At 61.3% G+C, this 17,036-nt stretch carries 11 protein-coding genes; 7 read left to right on the top strand and 4 right to left on the bottom strand.

Annotated elements, in window-relative coordinates:
- Positions 1–380: 380 nt before the first annotated feature.
- Positions 381–1,121 carry a bifunctional 2-polyprenyl-6-hydroxyphenol methylase/3-demethylubiquinol 3-O-methyltransferase UbiG gene (ubiG, locus tag ASD83_RS17515; RefSeq protein ID WP_056313403.1) on the bottom strand — a complete coding sequence of 247 codons (741 nt, stop codon included), beginning with the start codon at positions 1,119–1,121 and terminating at the stop codon, positions 381–383.
- A 198-nt stretch (positions 1,122–1,319) separates the two neighbouring features.
- Between ubiG and ASD83_RS17510 the strand changes: the two genes are divergently transcribed.
- The 5 genes from ASD83_RS17510 (at position 1,320) to ASD83_RS21200 (ending at position 8,064) form a co-directional block, all read left to right on the top strand.
- Entirely contained in the window at positions 1,320–2,585 is a 1,266-nt protein-coding gene (locus ASD83_RS17510; protein ID WP_056314044.1) for an aspartate kinase, read from the top strand.
- A gap of 69 nt (positions 2,586–2,654) precedes the next feature.
- Entirely contained in the window at positions 2,655–4,922 is a 2,268-nt protein-coding gene (gene ptsP, locus ASD83_RS17505) for a phosphoenolpyruvate--protein phosphotransferase (protein ID WP_056313401.1), read from the top strand.
- Positions 4,923–4,999: 77 nt separating this feature from the next.
- Entirely contained in the window at positions 5,000–6,076 is a 1,077-nt protein-coding gene (prfA, locus tag ASD83_RS17500; protein WP_056313399.1) for a peptide chain release factor 1, read from the top strand.
- Positions 6,073–7,029: a N5-glutamine methyltransferase family protein gene (locus ASD83_RS17495; protein WP_056313397.1), complete on the top strand. Its 957-nt coding sequence runs from the start codon at positions 6,073–6,075 to the stop codon at positions 7,027–7,029. The genes prfA and ASD83_RS17495 overlap by 4 nt, the downstream gene beginning before the upstream one ends.
- 339 nt (positions 7,030–7,368) lie before the next feature.
- A complete protein-coding gene (locus ASD83_RS21200) occupies positions 7,369–8,064 on the top strand; it encodes a DUF4167 domain-containing protein (protein ID WP_056313395.1) in 696 nt (231 codons plus the stop codon).
- 340 nt (positions 8,065–8,404) lie between these two features.
- Here the strand turns inward: ASD83_RS21200 and ASD83_RS17485 are convergent, their stop codons facing one another.
- Positions 8,405–10,669 carry an autotransporter outer membrane beta-barrel domain-containing protein gene (locus ASD83_RS17485; protein WP_056313393.1) on the bottom strand — a complete coding sequence of 755 codons (2,265 nt, stop codon included), beginning with the start codon at positions 10,667–10,669 and terminating at the stop codon, positions 8,405–8,407.
- 609 nt (positions 10,670–11,278) lie between these two features.
- Here ASD83_RS17485 and clpB point away from each other — a divergent pair.
- Complete coding sequence (gene clpB, locus ASD83_RS17480) at positions 11,279–13,894, top strand: ATP-dependent chaperone ClpB (RefSeq protein ID WP_056313392.1); 2,616 nt, start codon at positions 11,279–11,281, stop codon at positions 13,892–13,894.
- A 248-nt stretch (positions 13,895–14,142) separates the two neighbouring features.
- Positions 14,143–14,484 (top strand): VOC family protein, encoded by a 342-nt coding sequence (locus ASD83_RS17475; RefSeq protein ID WP_056313390.1) that lies wholly within the window; start codon positions 14,143–14,145, stop codon positions 14,482–14,484.
- A 4-nt stretch (positions 14,485–14,488) separates the two neighbouring features.
- On the opposite strand, the gene ASD83_RS17470 is transcribed toward ASD83_RS17475, so the two are convergent.
- Positions 14,489–16,459, bottom strand: coding sequence for a M23 family metallopeptidase (locus tag ASD83_RS17470; protein WP_056313388.1), 1,971 nt, complete (start codon positions 16,457–16,459; stop codon positions 14,489–14,491).
- 189 nt (positions 16,460–16,648) lie between these two features.
- The coding region (locus tag ASD83_RS21260; RefSeq protein WP_210168351.1) for a hypothetical protein at positions 16,649–17,036 on the bottom strand (388 nt) is incomplete at its 5' end.

The raw sequence follows: 17,036 nt of genomic DNA, 5'->3' as shown, positions 1-17,036 counted from the left end.
CTTATCCTCCTCCATCACGACCTGTGTCATTCTTGGCCCCATTCCCACCGCAACACGCGGTACCGACGAAGTGCCGGGTGGGAAGACGGGCTGTTCGGGGTCGCCTGGACGGATGCGTGGATGCCGACCACCGGCCAAGCGGCAGTGAGCCCCCGTTGCATCTCAGGATGCTTCCGACGGCAAACTGGACCGTAAAACCCCAAAAGGGGGCCGCTCGAGGCGTGCGCAAAAAACCCCGATCGTGGGAAGCGGCTTTCGCCTCTTCTTATCTACCAATCTTCGGGGCGAAAGCCGCTTTTCACCGTGCGCCCTATGGGCGTCGCGACCGTGCGCCCTATGGGCCGTGCGGGCATTGGTGTTGGGTTTCCGGCAAGAGAAGATTAAACGGCGCGGCGTTCGGCGAGGACCATATAGTTGACGCCCATATCGGAAGAGAGACGCCATTCGTCGGCAATTGGATTAAAAGTGACACCCTTGCCCTCGGTCACCGTCAGCCCGTTGCGGGCGATCAGGCTGCGGATTTCGTCGGGGGTGAGAAATTTCTTCCAGTCATGCGTGCCCCTTGGCAACCAGCGCAGCACATATTCGGCGCCAAGCACCGCAAGGGCATAGGCGCGGGCGGTGCGGTTGAGCGTCGCGGTGAACATCAGTCCACCGGGGCCAACGAGATCGGCGCAGCTCTTCATATAGAGCGGCACATTGTCCACGTGCTCGACCACTTCCATGTTGAGCACGACATCGTATTTTTCGCCCGCTTCTACCAAAGCCTCGGAGGTGGTGACGCGATAATCGATATCGAGCCCCGATTTCTCCGCATGGATTTTGGCAATGGCAATATTGCGCTCGGCCGCGTCGACGCCGGTCACGCTGGCGCCGAGCCGCGTCAGCGGTTCGCAAAGAAGGCCGCCGCCGCACCCGATATCAATGATCTTCAATCCCTCGAGCGGCCGCATGCCCGAGGTGTCGCGGGAAAAATGGGAAACAAGATTGTCGCGGATATAGGCGAGGCGCACCGGATTGAATTTATGGAGCGGCTTGAACTTGCCCTTGGGGTCCCACCATTCCTCGGCCATGGCCGTAAATTTGGCGATCTCGGCATCGTTGATGGTGGTTTGGGACATTGTGGGCTCCTTATGGGCTTCATATGGACCGGGTTGCGTGCTGCGTTCAAGGCGCGGGGTGACGCAGGGGCGCGATCACAGGTGACGCTGGGTGCGATGCCAGTTGATCCCAGCGCATCTTTGTGGCATTTCCCCGCGCTAATGAAAGCGTACCGCCGGGTTCGGCGGGAGCTGCTTTGGATTCAGCCGGGGAATAAAGTGGCCCGTATCGTCGTCAAGTTCGGTGGCACTTCTATGGCCAGTATCGAACGCATCCGCCATTCCGCCGCCCATGTGAAGCGCGAAGTCGAGGCCGGCAATGAAGTTGCCGTCGTCGTTTCCGCCATGTCCGGCAAGACCAATGAACTGGTTGGCTGGGTCAACGAGGCCAGCAAATTCCACGATGCGCGCGAATATGACGCCGTGGTCGCTTCGGGCGAACAGGTCACCGCGGGCCTCATGGCCATTGTCCTGAGCGAAATGGGCATCCAGTCGCGCTCCTTTGCCGGCTGGCAGGTGCCGATCCATACGGACGACGCGCATGGCGCGGCGCGCATCACCGGGATCGAGCCGACCGAACTCGACAAGCGCATGAAGGATGGCTGGGTGCCTGTCATCACCGGCTTCCAGGGCATTTCGCCCCATGGGCGGGTGACGACGCTCGGTCGCGGTGGTTCGGATACGTCCGCCGTTGCCGTGGCCGCCGCCGTTGGCGCGGATCGTTGCGATATCTATACCGATGTAGACGGCGTTTATACGACCGACCCGCGCATCGTGCCCAAGGCGCAGCGCATGACCCGGATTTCCTTTGAGGAAATGCTGGAAATGGCCTCGCTCGGCGCCAAGGTCTTGATGATCCGCTCGGTCGAAATGGCCATGGCGCACAAGGTGCGCCTCCTGGTCCGCTCCAGTTTTGATGACCCCAATGCGCCCCAGATTGCGCCCGATGGAAAGCCCGGCGTTCCCGGCACGCTCGTTTGCGATGAGGATGAGATCATGGAAAAGCAGATCGTTTCGGGCGTGACGCTCGCCAAGGCCGAGGCCAAGATCACCCTGCGCGATGTCAAGGACAAGCCCGGCGTAGCCGCGGCCATTTTCGGCCAGCTGGCCGACGAAGGCATCATCGTCGACATGATCGTGCAGAACATTGCCGACGATGGGGCGACCACCGACATCACCTTCACCGTGCCCGACAGCGAATATGACAAGGCGGTCAAGGCGCTCGAAGATAATGGCGGCAAGTTCGAATATGCCCGTCTTTCCGGCTCCAAGGGCGGCGCAAAAGTGTCGGTCGTGGGCGTGGGCATGCGCAGCCATGCGGGCGTCGCATCCTCGATGTTCAAGGCGCTGGCCGACAAGGGCATCAATATACAGCTGATCACCACTTCGGAAATCAAGACCTCGGTGTTGATCGATGAGGAATATGCTGAGCTTGCGGTTCGCGCGCTGCACACCTATTACGGATTGGACAAGAAGGACGCCTGATCTCGTTTCGAGGGGAAAGGGGCCGCGTCCGATCAAGGGGGGCGGCTCGGCGGGGCTGCCGGTAACGGGATGGTCACGACCATAGGCGGCCCACGGGTGCTGCTGCGGCAATTGCGCGAAACCATGGCGGAGCCTCTGGCTTCGCAGGCCCGGCTCGACAAGATCGTGGGCCTGATTGCCGATAATATGCGGGCCGATGTGTGCTCGTTTTACGTATTGCGCGACGATGGCGCGCTCGAACTTTTCGCCACACGCGGCCTCAAGGCCGAATCGGTCCACATGACCACGCTTCGCCTCGGAGAGGGGCTTGTCGGGCTCATCGCGTCGGAGGCAGAACCGCTCAGCCTCGACGACGCGCCCAGCCATCCCGGTTTTGCCTATCGCCCCGAAACGGGCGAGGACAAATATAATTCATTCCTCGGCGTACCTGTGCTCAGGGCCGGGCAAACCCTGGGGGTTCTGGTCGTTCAGAACGCCGAGCGTCGTCACTATGGCGAGGATGAAACCGAGGCCATGCTGACTACGGCCACAATCCTCGCCGAGATGATCGCGACCTCGGATTTCGACAATCTGATCAAGCCGGGGTCCGATATCGATCTCAGGCGTCCCCGCATGTTCAACGGCGTTAGCTTTACCGACGGAATCGCGCTTGGCACCGTGGTGCTGCACGATCCCCGCGTGGTCGTCGTCAACTTCATCGCCGACGATACCGATGCGGAAAAGGCGCGGCTCGACAAGGCTTTGGCCAGCATGCGCGTCTCGATCGACGCCATGCTCGACCATGGCGATATGCAGCCGAGCTCGGACCACCGCGAGATCCTCGAAACCTATCGCATGTTCGCCAATGACCGGGGCTGGGTGAATCGGCTGACCGAGGCGGTGGAAAATGGGCTATCGGCGGAAGCCGCGGTCGAGCGGGTGCAGAACGATACAAGGGCGCGCATGCTGCGCCAGACCGACCCCTATATTCGCGACCGGCTGCACGATCTCGACGACCTGGCCAATCGCCTGCTGCGCGTTCTGACCAATACGAACCAGCCGGCGCATCGCGAACTGCCGGATAATGCCATTCTCGTCGCCCGCAATATGGGGCCGGCGGAACTGCTGGAGTATGACCGGAAGAAACTGCGCGGCCTGGTGCTCGAAGAGGGCGGGGCTACGGCGCATGTCGCCATTGTCGCGCGTTCGCTGGGGCTTGTGGCGGTGGGCCAGGCCGATTCGATCGTTTCCATGTGCGAAAGCGGCGACGACATCATCATCGATGGTCCGGCGGGGCAGGTGCATCTGCGGCCGACGCCGGATATCGAGCAGACCTATATCGACAAGGTGCGGGTCTCGGCCAAGCGCCGGGCGCATTATGCCGCGCTCAAGGACAAGCCGGCCATTACCAGGGACGGCGTCGACATTACGCTCTTGCACAATTCCGGGCTCGTGGCGGACCTCCCCATGCTCGACGATACCGGGGCGGTGGGGGTTGGGCTCTTCCGCACCGAATTGCAGTTCATGATCGCGAGCAAGCTGCCGCGGCTGCAGGAACAGGTCGATCTCTATGCCGAGGCCATGGCGATTGCCGGCGACCGGCCGGTGGTCTTCCGCCTCCTCGATATCGGCGGCGACAAGGTCGTGCCCTATCTGCGCTCGATGGCCGAAGAAAACCCGGCCATGGGCTATCGCTCGATCCGCCTTGGCCTTGACCGGCCCGGGCTGTTGCGCACCCAGGTGCGGGCGCTGCTCTTGGCGGCCAATGGAAGGCCGCTCAAAATTCTCGTGCCGATGGTAACGGAGACGTTTGAATTCCGGCAGACCAAGCTCGTGGTCGCCAAGGAAGTGGAACGTCTGCGCCGGGCCGGCGAAAAGGTGCCGTCGCGGCTTGAATTGGGGGCGATGGTGGAGGTGCCATCGCTGCTGTTCGAGCTCGACCAGATCATGCCTGAGGCCGATTTCGTCTCCATCGGCTCGAACGATCTCGTGCAGTTTCTGACGGCGGCCGACCGGGCCAATCCGCGCGTGTCGAAAAATTATGACGCCATTGCATTGCCGCGGTTGCGCGCCATGCGGCTGGTGGTCGATGCGGCGCGCCGCCACAACAAGCCGGTGACCATGTGCGGGGAACTGGCGGGCAAGCCGATGGAAGCGCTGGCGCTGATGGCCATCGGCATGACGCGGCTTTCCATGGGGCCAGCGTCAATCGGGCCGATCAAGGAGCTGGTGCTCAATGTCGATCTGAAACCGATCCAGGATTCGGTTGCTGCGGCCCTGAGCGTCGGTGCCGATGGCGTCGCGATCCGCGATCTCTTGAAGGAATGGGTGGAGAAGCAGAACCTGCCGATGGGTTAGGGACTCGACCCTAGTTCTGCTTGCGATTGGCGGGGATGGCTATTATCCAGTCCCCAATAGCTCCGGAAAGACCCAGAATGCCCGCTTTGCCAGAGGACAAGCTCGACGCGCTTGCCACCCGTTTCCAATATATCGAGGCTGCCCTGTCGAGCGGCGCGAGCCCGGACGAACTGGCCAAGCTCTCGAAAGAGCATTCCGATCTCAGCCCGATCGTGGGTGAGATCAATGCCTATCAAAAGGCCCGGCGCGACCGCGCGGAAGCGGAGTCCCTGGTCAAAGGTCCTGACAAGGACATGGCCGCGATGGCCGCTGCGGAAATCGAAGAACTCGATGAAAAGCTTGAACAATTAACCCAGTCGATCCGTCTCCTCCTGCTGCCCAAGGATGAGGCCGACGAAAAGTCGATCATTCTCGAAATTCGCGGCGGTACGGGCGGCGACGAGGCGGCTTTGTTCGCGGGCGATCTCTTCCGCATGTATGAGCGCTATGCGGCGCTGCGCGGCTGGAAGGTGACGCTGATGGAAGAGAGCCCCGGCGAAATGGGGGGCTTTAAGGAAGTCATCGCCAATGTGTCGGGCAAGGGCGTTTATGCGCGGATGAAATACGAGTCCGGCGTGCACCGCGTGCAGCGCGTGCCGGCGACGGAAGGCTCGGGGCGCATCCACACTTCGGCGGCGACGGTGGCGGTGCTGCCCGAGGTCGAAGACATTGATATTGAAATCAGAAATGAAGATATCCGCATCGATACGATGCGCGCTTCGGGGGCCGGCGGACAGCACGTCAACACCACCGATTCGGCGGTGCGCATCACCCATTTGCCGACCGGGCTCGTGGTGACTTCTGCCATGAAGAGCCAGCACCAGAACAGGGCGCAGGCCATGATCGTCCTGCGCTCGCGGCTTTATGAAATGCAACGCGAGGAGCGGGACAGTGCCCGCTCGGCCGAGCGCAAGGGGCAGGTGGGTTCGGGGGATCGCTCGGAGCGGATCCGGACCTATAATTTCCCGCAGGGACGCGTCACCGACCACCGGATCAACCTGACTTTATATAAGCTCGACAAGGTGATAGCGGGCGAAGCGCTGGATGAAATGATCGAGGCGCTGATCACCGAAAACCAGGCGGCGCAGCTGGCCGCGATGGAGAATTCCAACTGAGCGAGGCGGTCACTGTCTCAGCGCTTTGGCGGGGATGGCGGGACCAATTGAGCCAGCGCGGCTTTGCGACGGCGACGCTCGACGCCAAGATTTTGGTGGGCCACGCGCTTGGTTTTGACACGCTGCAATTGGCGGTGCGTGAGAGCGAGTTGGTTAGCAGCCTGTTAACATCTACCGTAACCGAACTGATGCAAAGGCGGTTGAGCGGTGAATCGGTGGCGCGGATCGTCGGCCACAAGGAATTTTATGGGCTCGACTTCGCGCTCAACGAGGCGACGCTCGAGCCGCGACCCGATACGGAACTGCTGGTCGATCTGGCACTGAAGGCGCTGCCCGTAGGCGGACGGTTTGTTGATCTCGGAACTGGGTCGGGGTGCATTCCGATTTCGGTTTTGGTCAATCGGCCAGATGCGTCGGGGGTGGCGAGCGATATCAATCCCCGGGCACTGCAGATGGCCGGGCGCAATGCCGAGCGGAATGGGGTGAGTGGTCGGCTGGAATTTTTGCAGGGCGATTGGTTCGGGGCTCTTGCCGAAAGGCCCCGTCACCCCAACCGAATTCGTAATCGCGCATTCGGTGAGCTGCGCGCCGACCCCGGATCACGTCCGGGGCAGGCTCTCTCCCCCGAAGGGAGAGGTGAAGAGGGATTTGATCTCATTCTCTCCAATCCGCCCTATATCTCGTCAGAGATCGTCGAGACCTTGTCGCCGGAGGTGAAAAATTTTGACCCGCGGTTGGCGCTGGATGGGGGGCCGGATGGGTTGGGGCCCTATCGGATCATTGCGGCGGAGGCGGCTGGGTGGTTGAAGGCGGGTGGAGCCGTGCTGGTCGAGATCGGCTATGATCAGGGCGCAGCGGTTTCAGCGCTTTTTGCCGGGGCCGGGTTTGAGCGAATTAGCGTCGAAAAGGACCTGGCGGGTCTTGATCGTGTGGTTTCGGCGCACCACATCTAGCGTGTTGCAGCGCAGAAACCAGGCATAGAATACTTTGTGCTGGTCAAGATCGGCGAAAGCTTGTAGCTTGACCGTGCTGTCAATGGCGCATCATGGGCGCCGCAGCGACCACACCCTATATCCAAATCTTGCGGCAAAGGCCGTGCTTGTTCCTTTTGGAACCAAGCGGGATCAAAAGGGCGGATTTTTCCGAGGGCGCTGCACGAAAGCATACGGTCTTCATGAAACCAGTATACCCCATCCCAGTGCGACATTCGCGGGATGTGGGGCCAGACCGGCCAAAAGTCCGGTCCGCCCAGATGTGACGCTTAACGATCTAGAGTTAGACAAAGCGACCCGATGAGACCAAACCAGAACAAGAACCGGCAGCGTAACCGCAATGGCGGCCGCAAGCATGTTAACCCGCTGTCGCGTAATTATGAGAGCAACGGTCCGGACGTAAAGGTCCGCGGCAATGCGGCTCACGTCGCCGAAAAATACATGCAGCTGGCGCGCGATGCCCAGTCGTCTGGCGATTCGGTGATGGCGGAGAACTATCTCCAGCACGCAGAACACTATTTCCGCATCGTTTCCTCGGCCCAGCAGGCCCTGAACGGGGTGCGCGATGGCCAGAGCCAGGACGATAACGAGTTCGATGACGATGTCTCGGAAATGAACTCGCGCTTCTCCTCGCCCCAGCCGGTGCAGGCCCAGGTGAGCCACGAAGCGGAAGAAGAGCAGCCGCAGGCGGCCCCTGCCACAGCCCAGCCCGAGCGCTCTGAACGCCCCGAAAGGGCCGAGCGCCCCGAACGGTCGCGCCGCCCGCCGGCCGAGCGTCCCGTGGCCGAACGGCCTGCGGCAGAAGCGGCCGAAGGCGCCGAAGAAGCCGTCGCCGGGGAAGAAGAACAGGCGGCCCGCAAGCCGCGTGAACGCCGCCCGCGCCGCCGCCGTCCGGCTGGCGGAGAAGGCGCTGTCGATCCGGCAAATGCCGAGCAGCCAGACGTCGGCGAATTGCCCGCCTTTCTGACAGCGGGCACGGCGCCAGCAGCCGAATAAGATTTTTATGCAAAAGAAGGCCGGGCGGATTGCCCGGCCTTTTTTGTATTTTTGGGCGGACAGGGGTGAGCCCCGTCGCGACTCTTTTGTGGCCCGGCTTGGAGCTTAGGCTTCAAGTTTGCGCCTGTTTCAGCGAACACTTTTCGCCTCAAGCCGTTTTCAACCCCGATGCCGGCGCCTTGCTTTGCGAGCGCTCGATTCTGCCCGCAAGACTGGCTCTTGCCGGCTTAAAGTCTCTATCCCGAAACCGGTGACCACTTTCCGGAGGCATGCTCTAGATCACGTTGGTCTGCGCGGCCGAAACGGCGGCCAGACGCGCCAACGAGATCGTCTTGCAGATCTAGAACTTGCCCTTGAGGCCGGCGGTCACGCCCAGACCATAGCTCTTGCCGATATTGTTGAGGCTGGTGCTTAGTCCAACCTCGCCAAACATCGACAACCGTTGCTCGGCCCAGTGGAGCGAGCCCCCAAGGCCAATTCCACCCCAAAGCGGATCCTTCCTGCTATGGACAGTGCTGGCGCCGATAGTGGTCGTGGTGCCATCGAGGAGCTCGTAATTGACATTGGCTAAACCGTGAAGGCGGGCACGGCCGGTCCCGCCATTGGGGTCCTGCCACTCGGCCTCATAGTCGGCAGAGATACCGAGGCGCCCGACAACGCTGTCGCCGCGATCGAGCCTAACGCTCGAACCGAAGGGATCGACGAAATCGTCGAATCCAACATGGGAATAGGATAGCTGAGCCTGCGGAGTCACTGACCAGTTGCTGCCGAGAACAACCTGCTGTCCGACCTCGAGGCTTAAAGCATATCCAAGACCGGGATTGCCCGAAACAATCGTTGTTCCCAGCGTATCCGAGCTCAGGCTGCTATTGAACAGGGCGAGCTTGCCCTGGGTATCGACATAGAAGCCGTCGCTGCCATACCAGGTCAAGCCGGTGCCTAGGCCGTAGGCCGTGCTGCTGACCTTGCCGGTGCCGGAGCCGGATTGGACATCGGCCGACACAGTGCCGATCTGCATGTCGAAACCGCCAATAATGGTGCCCTTAGCGCTGCTATTGACCACGCCGTCGAGGCCGGCTTGCAGCCGAGCGGTTCCGACCTGATGGCTCGCGCCAGTCGTCGATCCGTCAGACGCGATGGTGGCATGGTCCGCGTTGATGCGACCCCAGACCCCGACACCCTGGCCGCCGCCATCGGACCACGAGCGGCTGCCGAGGCGCTGCTGCAGGCTTTCCGTCTTGTTGAAAGCTTGCAACGCCGATGCGACATAGGATTCAATCACCGGCGCGGCCGGCTGGAACAACGGCGCATCCGGGTCGGAAGGATTGGTGAGGTTGCGCAGATACCAGTCGCCGTCTGCGGCGGTGGGCGTGCCCTGATAGAGGCCATAAAGATAGGCGCCGCCGACGACCGCCTGCTGGCCGTTTACAAGCATGTTGCCTCGCAGGGAGAAGGTTCCGGCCGAGATCCCTCCCACATCCACCACCTTGATACCATTGACCGTGACACCGCCAAGACCGCCAACATTGGTCACCGCGACAGTCGTCGCGCCACTGCTATTGCCGGTGACGACGAGGCGGTCCGTTGCTGAATTGTCGTCGCCGAGCACGGCCTGGATTTGAAGCAGCGTGCCGCTACCGGCATAGTCACCATCGATGGTGAGGGTACCAATTGCATTGCCGCCGGGTGAGATTTCCGTCGCGGCCAGCGACTTCGTTCCCAGCACCACCGTGCCACTGCCGGCCAGCTGAGGAATCGTTATACCGGCTGCGGCAATGGCCGAAATATCGAAAGTCCCATCGGCAACGATCCGGTTGGACGCCAGCGCGCCGATGCCGGTCAGGGCCAGCGTGCTGCCGCTGCCAATTAGGGTGTCGCCGCTATAGGTGCTGACAGCGTTCAGCGTCAGGCTACCCGTGCCCGTCGTCGTCAGGCCCCCAATTCCGCTGAAGCCCGGCGACCCGATATCAAAGCCATTCGTGTCGACGGTCAGCCCCCCGGCAGCGATTGTGAGTTCGGAGACGGTGAGGGTGTTGATGAAGGCAGGATTGCTTACCAGTGCGCGCAAGGTGCCGTTGTCGAAGTTGACCTGCGCGCTGCCTGCTAGCTTTGTCAGATTGGTCGTTTCGAGAATGCCGCCGCTATTCACGTTCAGCGTTCCCGAGCCAGTTGCGCCAAAGCCCAGCTGAGTGCCATTCAGGGCAGTAACAAGGCCCCCATTTTTTATGTTCAGGGTTCCCGCGCCGCTGCCGCCCACCCTCAGCGTTCCGCCAACGCTCCAACGTGACCCGGCGCCGGTGATCGTGACGGAATTGACGCCTCCCGGGGATGAACCAATAGCGACAATGGCGCCACTGGTCAGGGTGCTGCCATTCTGAACCGTCAGCGAACTCGTGACGCCCCCGAACAGCATGCCATTCGCGAAGCCGGTTGCCGGAGCGCTCACGCCAAGCACGGTTGGGTTGGAAGCCGACGTGCTGATAGTCACGCCTATCAGGCCGGTTGGAACGCTAGTGTTCCAGTTAGCGGGGTCGGTCCAGTCGTTGCTGACGTTTCCAGTCCAGGTCTGGGCGGTGGCTGTTTCACTGGCCAGCAGCGCGAGCATAGTAACCGACAATCCCGCAAGAATTGTGCGGGCCCGGGCCTTGGAAACACAATGTCGGAAATCTTGGAAGGGTCGCGATGCAGAATCGATTGGGCGCCGATGGGGGGCACCAGTAAAATTGGTCATATCAACTCTCTGGCTGGCGACTGGCCTCGTTGAGGTCCGACAGTAACCGCTGACCTTCAGCAATCTGAATTGACCAACAAGCGCCAGCAGTTACCCGCAAGGAGACGTTAACCGACGTCGCCTATCCTGAAAATGACACTGGTTAATACAAGCGGCCGACTTTTGCCTTGTGGTGAATTTTTGGTTGAGGCCCCACCCGACCCATGCACTGCGCTGTCGAAGCGCATGCGTTATAAATGCGGCCACCTTCATTCTCCCTGCGACATCGTCCGCAGTTCATTCGCTCGGCACTTTTTTGGATGCAACCAGCTTGGGCGCGTAGCCGATTTCGTCGTGGCACGGCATTGCTCCTCCTGAAAGCCTTCCCATATATCTTCTTGATGCTGGAGCGTGCCGGGTTGCCGGGCGTTTCATCACCGACGCTTCCGTCGTCATGCCGGTGCCTCAAGAGGGCTGGGTGGCGAGCGAGATAAGGAGAGTTGAATGAATATCGAAAAATATACCGAGCGCTCGCGCGGCTTTATCCAGAGCGCGCAGACGGCGGCGCTGGGGAAGGGGCATCAGCAGTTTTCGCCGGTGCATTTGCTTAAAGTGCTGCTCGACGATGACCAGGGGCTTGCCTCGGGGCTGATCGACCGCGCCGGGGGCGACGCCAAGGCGGCGCGGGCCGGGGTGGAAGCAGCGCTCAATAAAATTCCAAAAGTTTCGGGCGATGCCGGGCAGCTTTATCTCAGCCGCGAACTGGCGCGTGTGTTCGACACCGCCGAGAGCGCAGCGCAGAAGGCTGGCGATTCTTATGTGACCGCAGAACGCCTGTTGCTGGCGCTGACGGTTGAAAAGGACACGGACGCAGGCAAGATTTTGGCCTCGGCAGGGGTGACGCCGCAGGGGCTGAATACCGCCATCGAAGAAATTCGCAAGGGGCGCACGGCTGACTCGGCTTCGGCGGAGAATGCCTATGATGCGCTGAAGAAATATGCGCGCGACCTGACGCAGGATGTGCGCGAGGGCAAGCTCGATCCCGTCATTGGGCGCGATGAGGAAATTCGCCGCACCATTCAGGTCTTGAGCCGGCGGACCAAGAACAATCCGGTGCTGATTGGCGAGCCCGGTGTGGGCAAGACGGCGATCGCCGAGGGCTTGGCCATTCGCATCGTCAATGGCGATGTGCCGGAATCGCTCAAGAGCAAGAGCCTCCTCTCGCTCGATATGGGCGCGCTGATTGCCGGCGCGAAATATCGTGGCGAATTCGAAGAGCGGTTGAAAGCGGTGCTGAGCGAAGTGCAATCGGCCGAGGGGCAGATCATTCTGTTCATCGACGAAATGCATACGCTGGTCGGCGCGGGCAAGAGCGATGGCGCCATGGATGCGTCCAATCTGCTTAAACCGGCGCTGGCGCGGGGTGAACTGCACTGCGTGGGTGCGACGACGCTCGATGAATATCGCAAGCATGTCGAAAAGGACCCGGCTTTGGCACGGCGCTTTCAGCCGGTGTTTGTGTCGGAGCCGACCGTTGAGGATACGATCTCGATCCTGCGCGGGCTCAAGGAAAAGTATGAGCTCCATCACGGCATTCGCATTGCCGACTCGGCGCTGGTGAGCGCGGCTACCCTCTCGAACCGCTATATCACCGACCGGTTTCTGCCCGACAAGGCCATCGACTTGATGGACGAGGCGGCGGCGCGGTTGCGCATGGCGGTCGATTCTAAGCCCGAGGCGCTGGACGAGCTTGATCGGCGCATCATGCAGCTCAAGATCGAGCGCGAGGCGCTGAAGAAAGAGACCGACGACGGCTCAAAAACCCGGCTTGAGCGGCTGGAGCATGAACTGTCCGGGCTCGAAGAGCAGGCGCAGGTCCTCTCGTCAAAGTGGCTCATGGAAAAAGAGCGGCTGCAGGGGTCGACGAAAATCAAGGAAGAGCTCGATGCCGCGCGCAGCCAGCTCGAAATCGCGCAGCGCCAGGGCGATCTCGCCAAGGCGGGCGAGCTGGCCTATGGCGTCATTCCCGATCTCGAAAAGCGGCTGAAGACGGCCGACGATCCCGACGGCGACGGCAAGCCCGATCCGCTGATGGCCAGGGAAACCGTGGAGCCGACCGACATTGCCCAGGTGGTGTCGCGCTGGACCGGCATTCCCGTTGACCGGATGATGGAAGGCGAGCGCGAAAAGCTGCTGCATATGGAAACCTCGCTCGGCAATCGGGTTATCGGGCAGGCCGAAGCGGTGGCCGCGGTGGCCAAGGCCGTGCGCCGTTCACGCGCCGGCTTGCAGGATCCGAACCGGCCGATCGGCTCGTTCATGTTCCTGGGGCCAACCGGCGTCGGCAAGACCGAGCTTACGAAGGCCCTGGCGCAGTTCCTTTTTGACGACGAAACCGCCATGGTGCGGCTCGACATGTCCGAGTTCATGGAGAAGCACTCGGTCGCCCGGCTGATCGGCGCGCCTCCGGGCTATGTCGGCTATGACGAGGGCGGCGTGCTGACGGAAGCCGTGCGGCGGCGGCCCTATCAGGTTGTGCTCTTCGACGAGATCGAAAAGGCGCATCCCGATGTGTTCAATGTTTTGCTGCAGGTGCTCGACGACGGGCGGCTGACGGACGGGCAGGGGCGTACAGTCGATTTCCGTAATAGCGTCATCATCCTCACCTCCAATCTTGGGGCCGAATACCTCGTCGATCTCAGGGATGGAGAATCGGTGGAGCTGGTGCGCGGAAAAGTGCTCGATGCGGTCAAGGCGGCGTTCCGGCCGGAATTCCTCAATCGTATCGACGAAATCCTGCTGTTCCACCGGCTTGGGCGCGAGCATATGGGTTCCATTGTCGACATCCAGTTCGGGCGGCTCGAAAAGCTGCTGCGGGATCGCGATATCAGCCTGGAACTGACGCCCAAGGCGCGCGAATGGCTGGCGAACGAAGGCTATGACCCGGCCTATGGGGCGCGGCCGCTGAAGCGGGTCATCCAGCGCGAAGTGCAGGATGGGCTGGCCGAGGAAATCCTCTCGGGCAAGGTTTCGGATGGCGACCGCGTTGTGGTCGATGCCGATGAGGAGGGGATTGTGCTGCTTCCGGGCGGCAAGAGCGAGGCTGAGGCTGCGGCCTGACGGGAGCGCAGAGTGAATAAGAGAGGGGCTGGTCGTTTGACCGGCCCCTTTTGCTATTTGGTCATCCACCTTCTGTCATCCCGGCCTTGAGCCGGGGTCTTGTCTGAGATCTCAGGTTGGGCCCCGGCCTTCGCCGGGGTGACAATCGAGTGTGGGTTGAGGCCAGTGAGTTAAGGCCCTCTCTGAATGCTCCTTGCCTACTCGCCGATTCTAAACTAGAACAAAAAGCGAACATAAGGAGTGAAAGAATGGCTGAGAAGATCGACTATATCGAGTTTCCCTCGACGGATCGGGAAAAGAGCAGCGCGTTCTTCACGGCGGCTTTTGGGTGGGGGATGACCGGCTATGGGCCCGATTATGATGGGCTCGAAAATGCGGGCATTGACGGTGGCGTCGATCAGGCGGAAGGCCGCGTGGCGGCGACCATGGCGATCGTGCGGACGGACGATCTCGATAATGCCGAAAAGCGGGTGATCGCGGCCGGCGGCGTCATCACGCGTGCACAGTTCGATTTTCCCGGCGGGCGCCGCTTTCATTTCCGCGAACCCGGCGGCAATGAGCTTGCCGTCTGGGTGTCGCGCGCGGAATAGGGTTTTACGGCGTTTTCGCGGAGGCGACCTGGGTTGGGGCGCCTTCGCGGGCAAGCAGGTCGTCGATCTGGGTCATGGCCTGCTTGAAGGCATCGCGATATTGCGGCGCCAGCACATTGTCCTTGGGCAGTTTGACGCTGAGGGGATCGACGAGATTGCCGTTGATCAGGATTTCGAAATGGAGGTGCGGGCCGGTCGATTGGCCGGTCGAGCCGACATAGCCGATCAGCTGGCCCTGGCGGACTTTTGAGCCGACGCCGAGCCCATCGACATAGCGCGAGAGGTGGCCATAAGCGGTTTCATAGCCGTTGACGTGCTGGATTTCGATCTTGTTCCCGTAGCCCGACTGCCAGCGATAATACTGGATGGTGCCGTCGCCGGCCGCATAGATCGGCGTGCCGCTGGGGGCGGCGAGATCGACGCCGGTATGGAGCTTGCGCGTGTGGAAAATGGGGTGGATGCGATAGCCGAAGCGCGAGCGCAGGGTGCCGCCGCCTTCGAGCGGGCGGCGATTGAGGAAGCGCTTGCCGGTTTCCCCGTCCGGATCATAGAAATCCACGCTGCCGTCCTGAGTGGCGAAGCGATAGAGCTGGCGCTTGGTGCCCGAGAGATTGAGCGAGACATAGAGCAGCTCGGGCTTGGCCTCGGGCGTATCCTGGGTCTCCAGGATTTCGATGGTGTCGCCGGCCGAGATGCGCTTGGTCATATCCACGTCATAGGCGAACATGCCGACGATGCGCTGGATGGTCTCGTCGTCGAGATCGTGCTTGCGGCCGGTTTCCCAGATCGAGCGATAAACAGTGGGAAGATTGCCCACATTGATCTGCTCGATGTCTTCTTTCGGGAAGTCGACCCAATCGGGCTGCAGGCCGACGACATATTGACCATTGTCGCTGAGGGCGACGGTGGCGATATGCGGATCGCCCTGCATGCCTTCGGGGCGATAGATCGACATGCGATAGGGCACGAGGCTGTTGCTGTCGCTGGTCAGCGGACCATAAAGAATGCGCAGGCGAATGCCCGCCGGCAGGCCACCCGCTGGCATGAGGTTGGCGAGGGTGTTTTCCACCATCGACACCTGGGCGCGGGTAAAGCCGTTGCGGATCAGCGTGTCGGCCAGGGGGCCGATTTCGCGGACGGTGAGAAAGCGCTCGGTGCGGCCGGGGCCCTTATTGGCGGCGAGCGTCGTCTTGGGAACGACGGTGACGTTCTCGGCTATGCCATTGGGCGAGGTGGCCGTGCCTTCCTTGGCCAAGGCATCGAGGCTGGGCCCGAGCGCTGCATAGGCAAGGGTCGGCGGCGCGTCTTCGGTATAAAAGGTCGCTTCGGCCGTGCCGCGGACGAAATCGGCCGCCACTTCATCGCTGATGTCGCGCGCTGGAATGAAGCTTGCCGGCATGTCGGCCTGGCGCACCGCGACTTCGCCATCGACATCGGTACCATAGACGTCGGCATTGAGATCGAGCGACACGGCTTGCAATGGCTGCGTCGCATTGAGAATGGCGACCGGGTCATAGGCGGGCGCGTCGGCCGAAAGCGAGGTGGCCGTCGTCGCAAGCGTCGCGCGGAGGCGGGTAAAGGGCTGATTGCGCAGGATCTCGCGGCCATCGACCACCTGGCGAATGGAGGCTTCGATGGTTTCGAGATCCGAGCGGGTCGCGGCGACGGGACGGATGCGCGAGGATTTTGCGGTTATGTCGGTGGCAAAGGGCTGCTCAAGCCGCGGGGCGGCGAGCTGCAATGCTTTATAGGCGGTCGAAAAGGTGTCCTGCCCCTGAAAGGATACATAGAGAGCCGCGCCCATAAGAAGGACAGAGGTTAGGCCGGTCATCACCGTGCCGCTCAACCAGGCAAAGCTGAGCTCGCGACCCTGCGGGATTTCACCGTCGGTCGACTGAACTGTCAGGGCCGGGCCATCTTCAAAGCCGCTGGCGCGCAGCAGGGAAGCGTGGCGATTTCGTTGCGCAGCGTTCAACGCGCCGTCCTTTGATATTGAATAGGTCTGCCTCCAGGGGCCCGATGTGACGGACCTCTTCTTATAGAGATAGCGTGGGGCGCAGCCTAAGGAGAGCGGACAATGATTTCAATGGCCGTCATATTGTCCGCAAATGCGGCGAAAGCGCGGAGTTTTGGGCGCCCGGCGCATTCTCGGTCGCGATTGCCTCTATAAAGGGAGGAAGCTCCTGAAAAATCTGATGAAATGCACGAATGGCGGGAGGCGCCTGAAATCTCTGGTGATCCAGTCGTGTTTTCCACAATCGGGCGGACGCAAAAATCGGAAAATGTCGTTTTTGTCATGGAGGGGGTTTACAGCAAAACGGGTCGCCCCTATAACCCGGTCATCGCTGGAGACGGCGGCGCCGCAAAGCGCCAAAGACGAAAGCAAGTTGCTGAAAACGAATGATAAATTCGACAATGAAGCGACCAGGAAATTCGGTTCTACCGGAATTCTGAAAAAAGCGGTTGACAGGTTGGTTTGACTGACATAGATACCGCGGCGCTGACGACGCGAATGACTTAGAGTTGTTCCCACTGTTGGTGTTACAATCTGA

The organism is Devosia sp. Root685, from assembly GCF_001427875.1.
In the GTDB taxonomy this organism is placed as follows: Bacteria; Pseudomonadota; Alphaproteobacteria; order Rhizobiales; family Devosiaceae; genus Devosia.
Note: the sequence above shows the minus strand (reverse complement) of the source record. Positions and strands in the feature narration are given on the sequence as shown.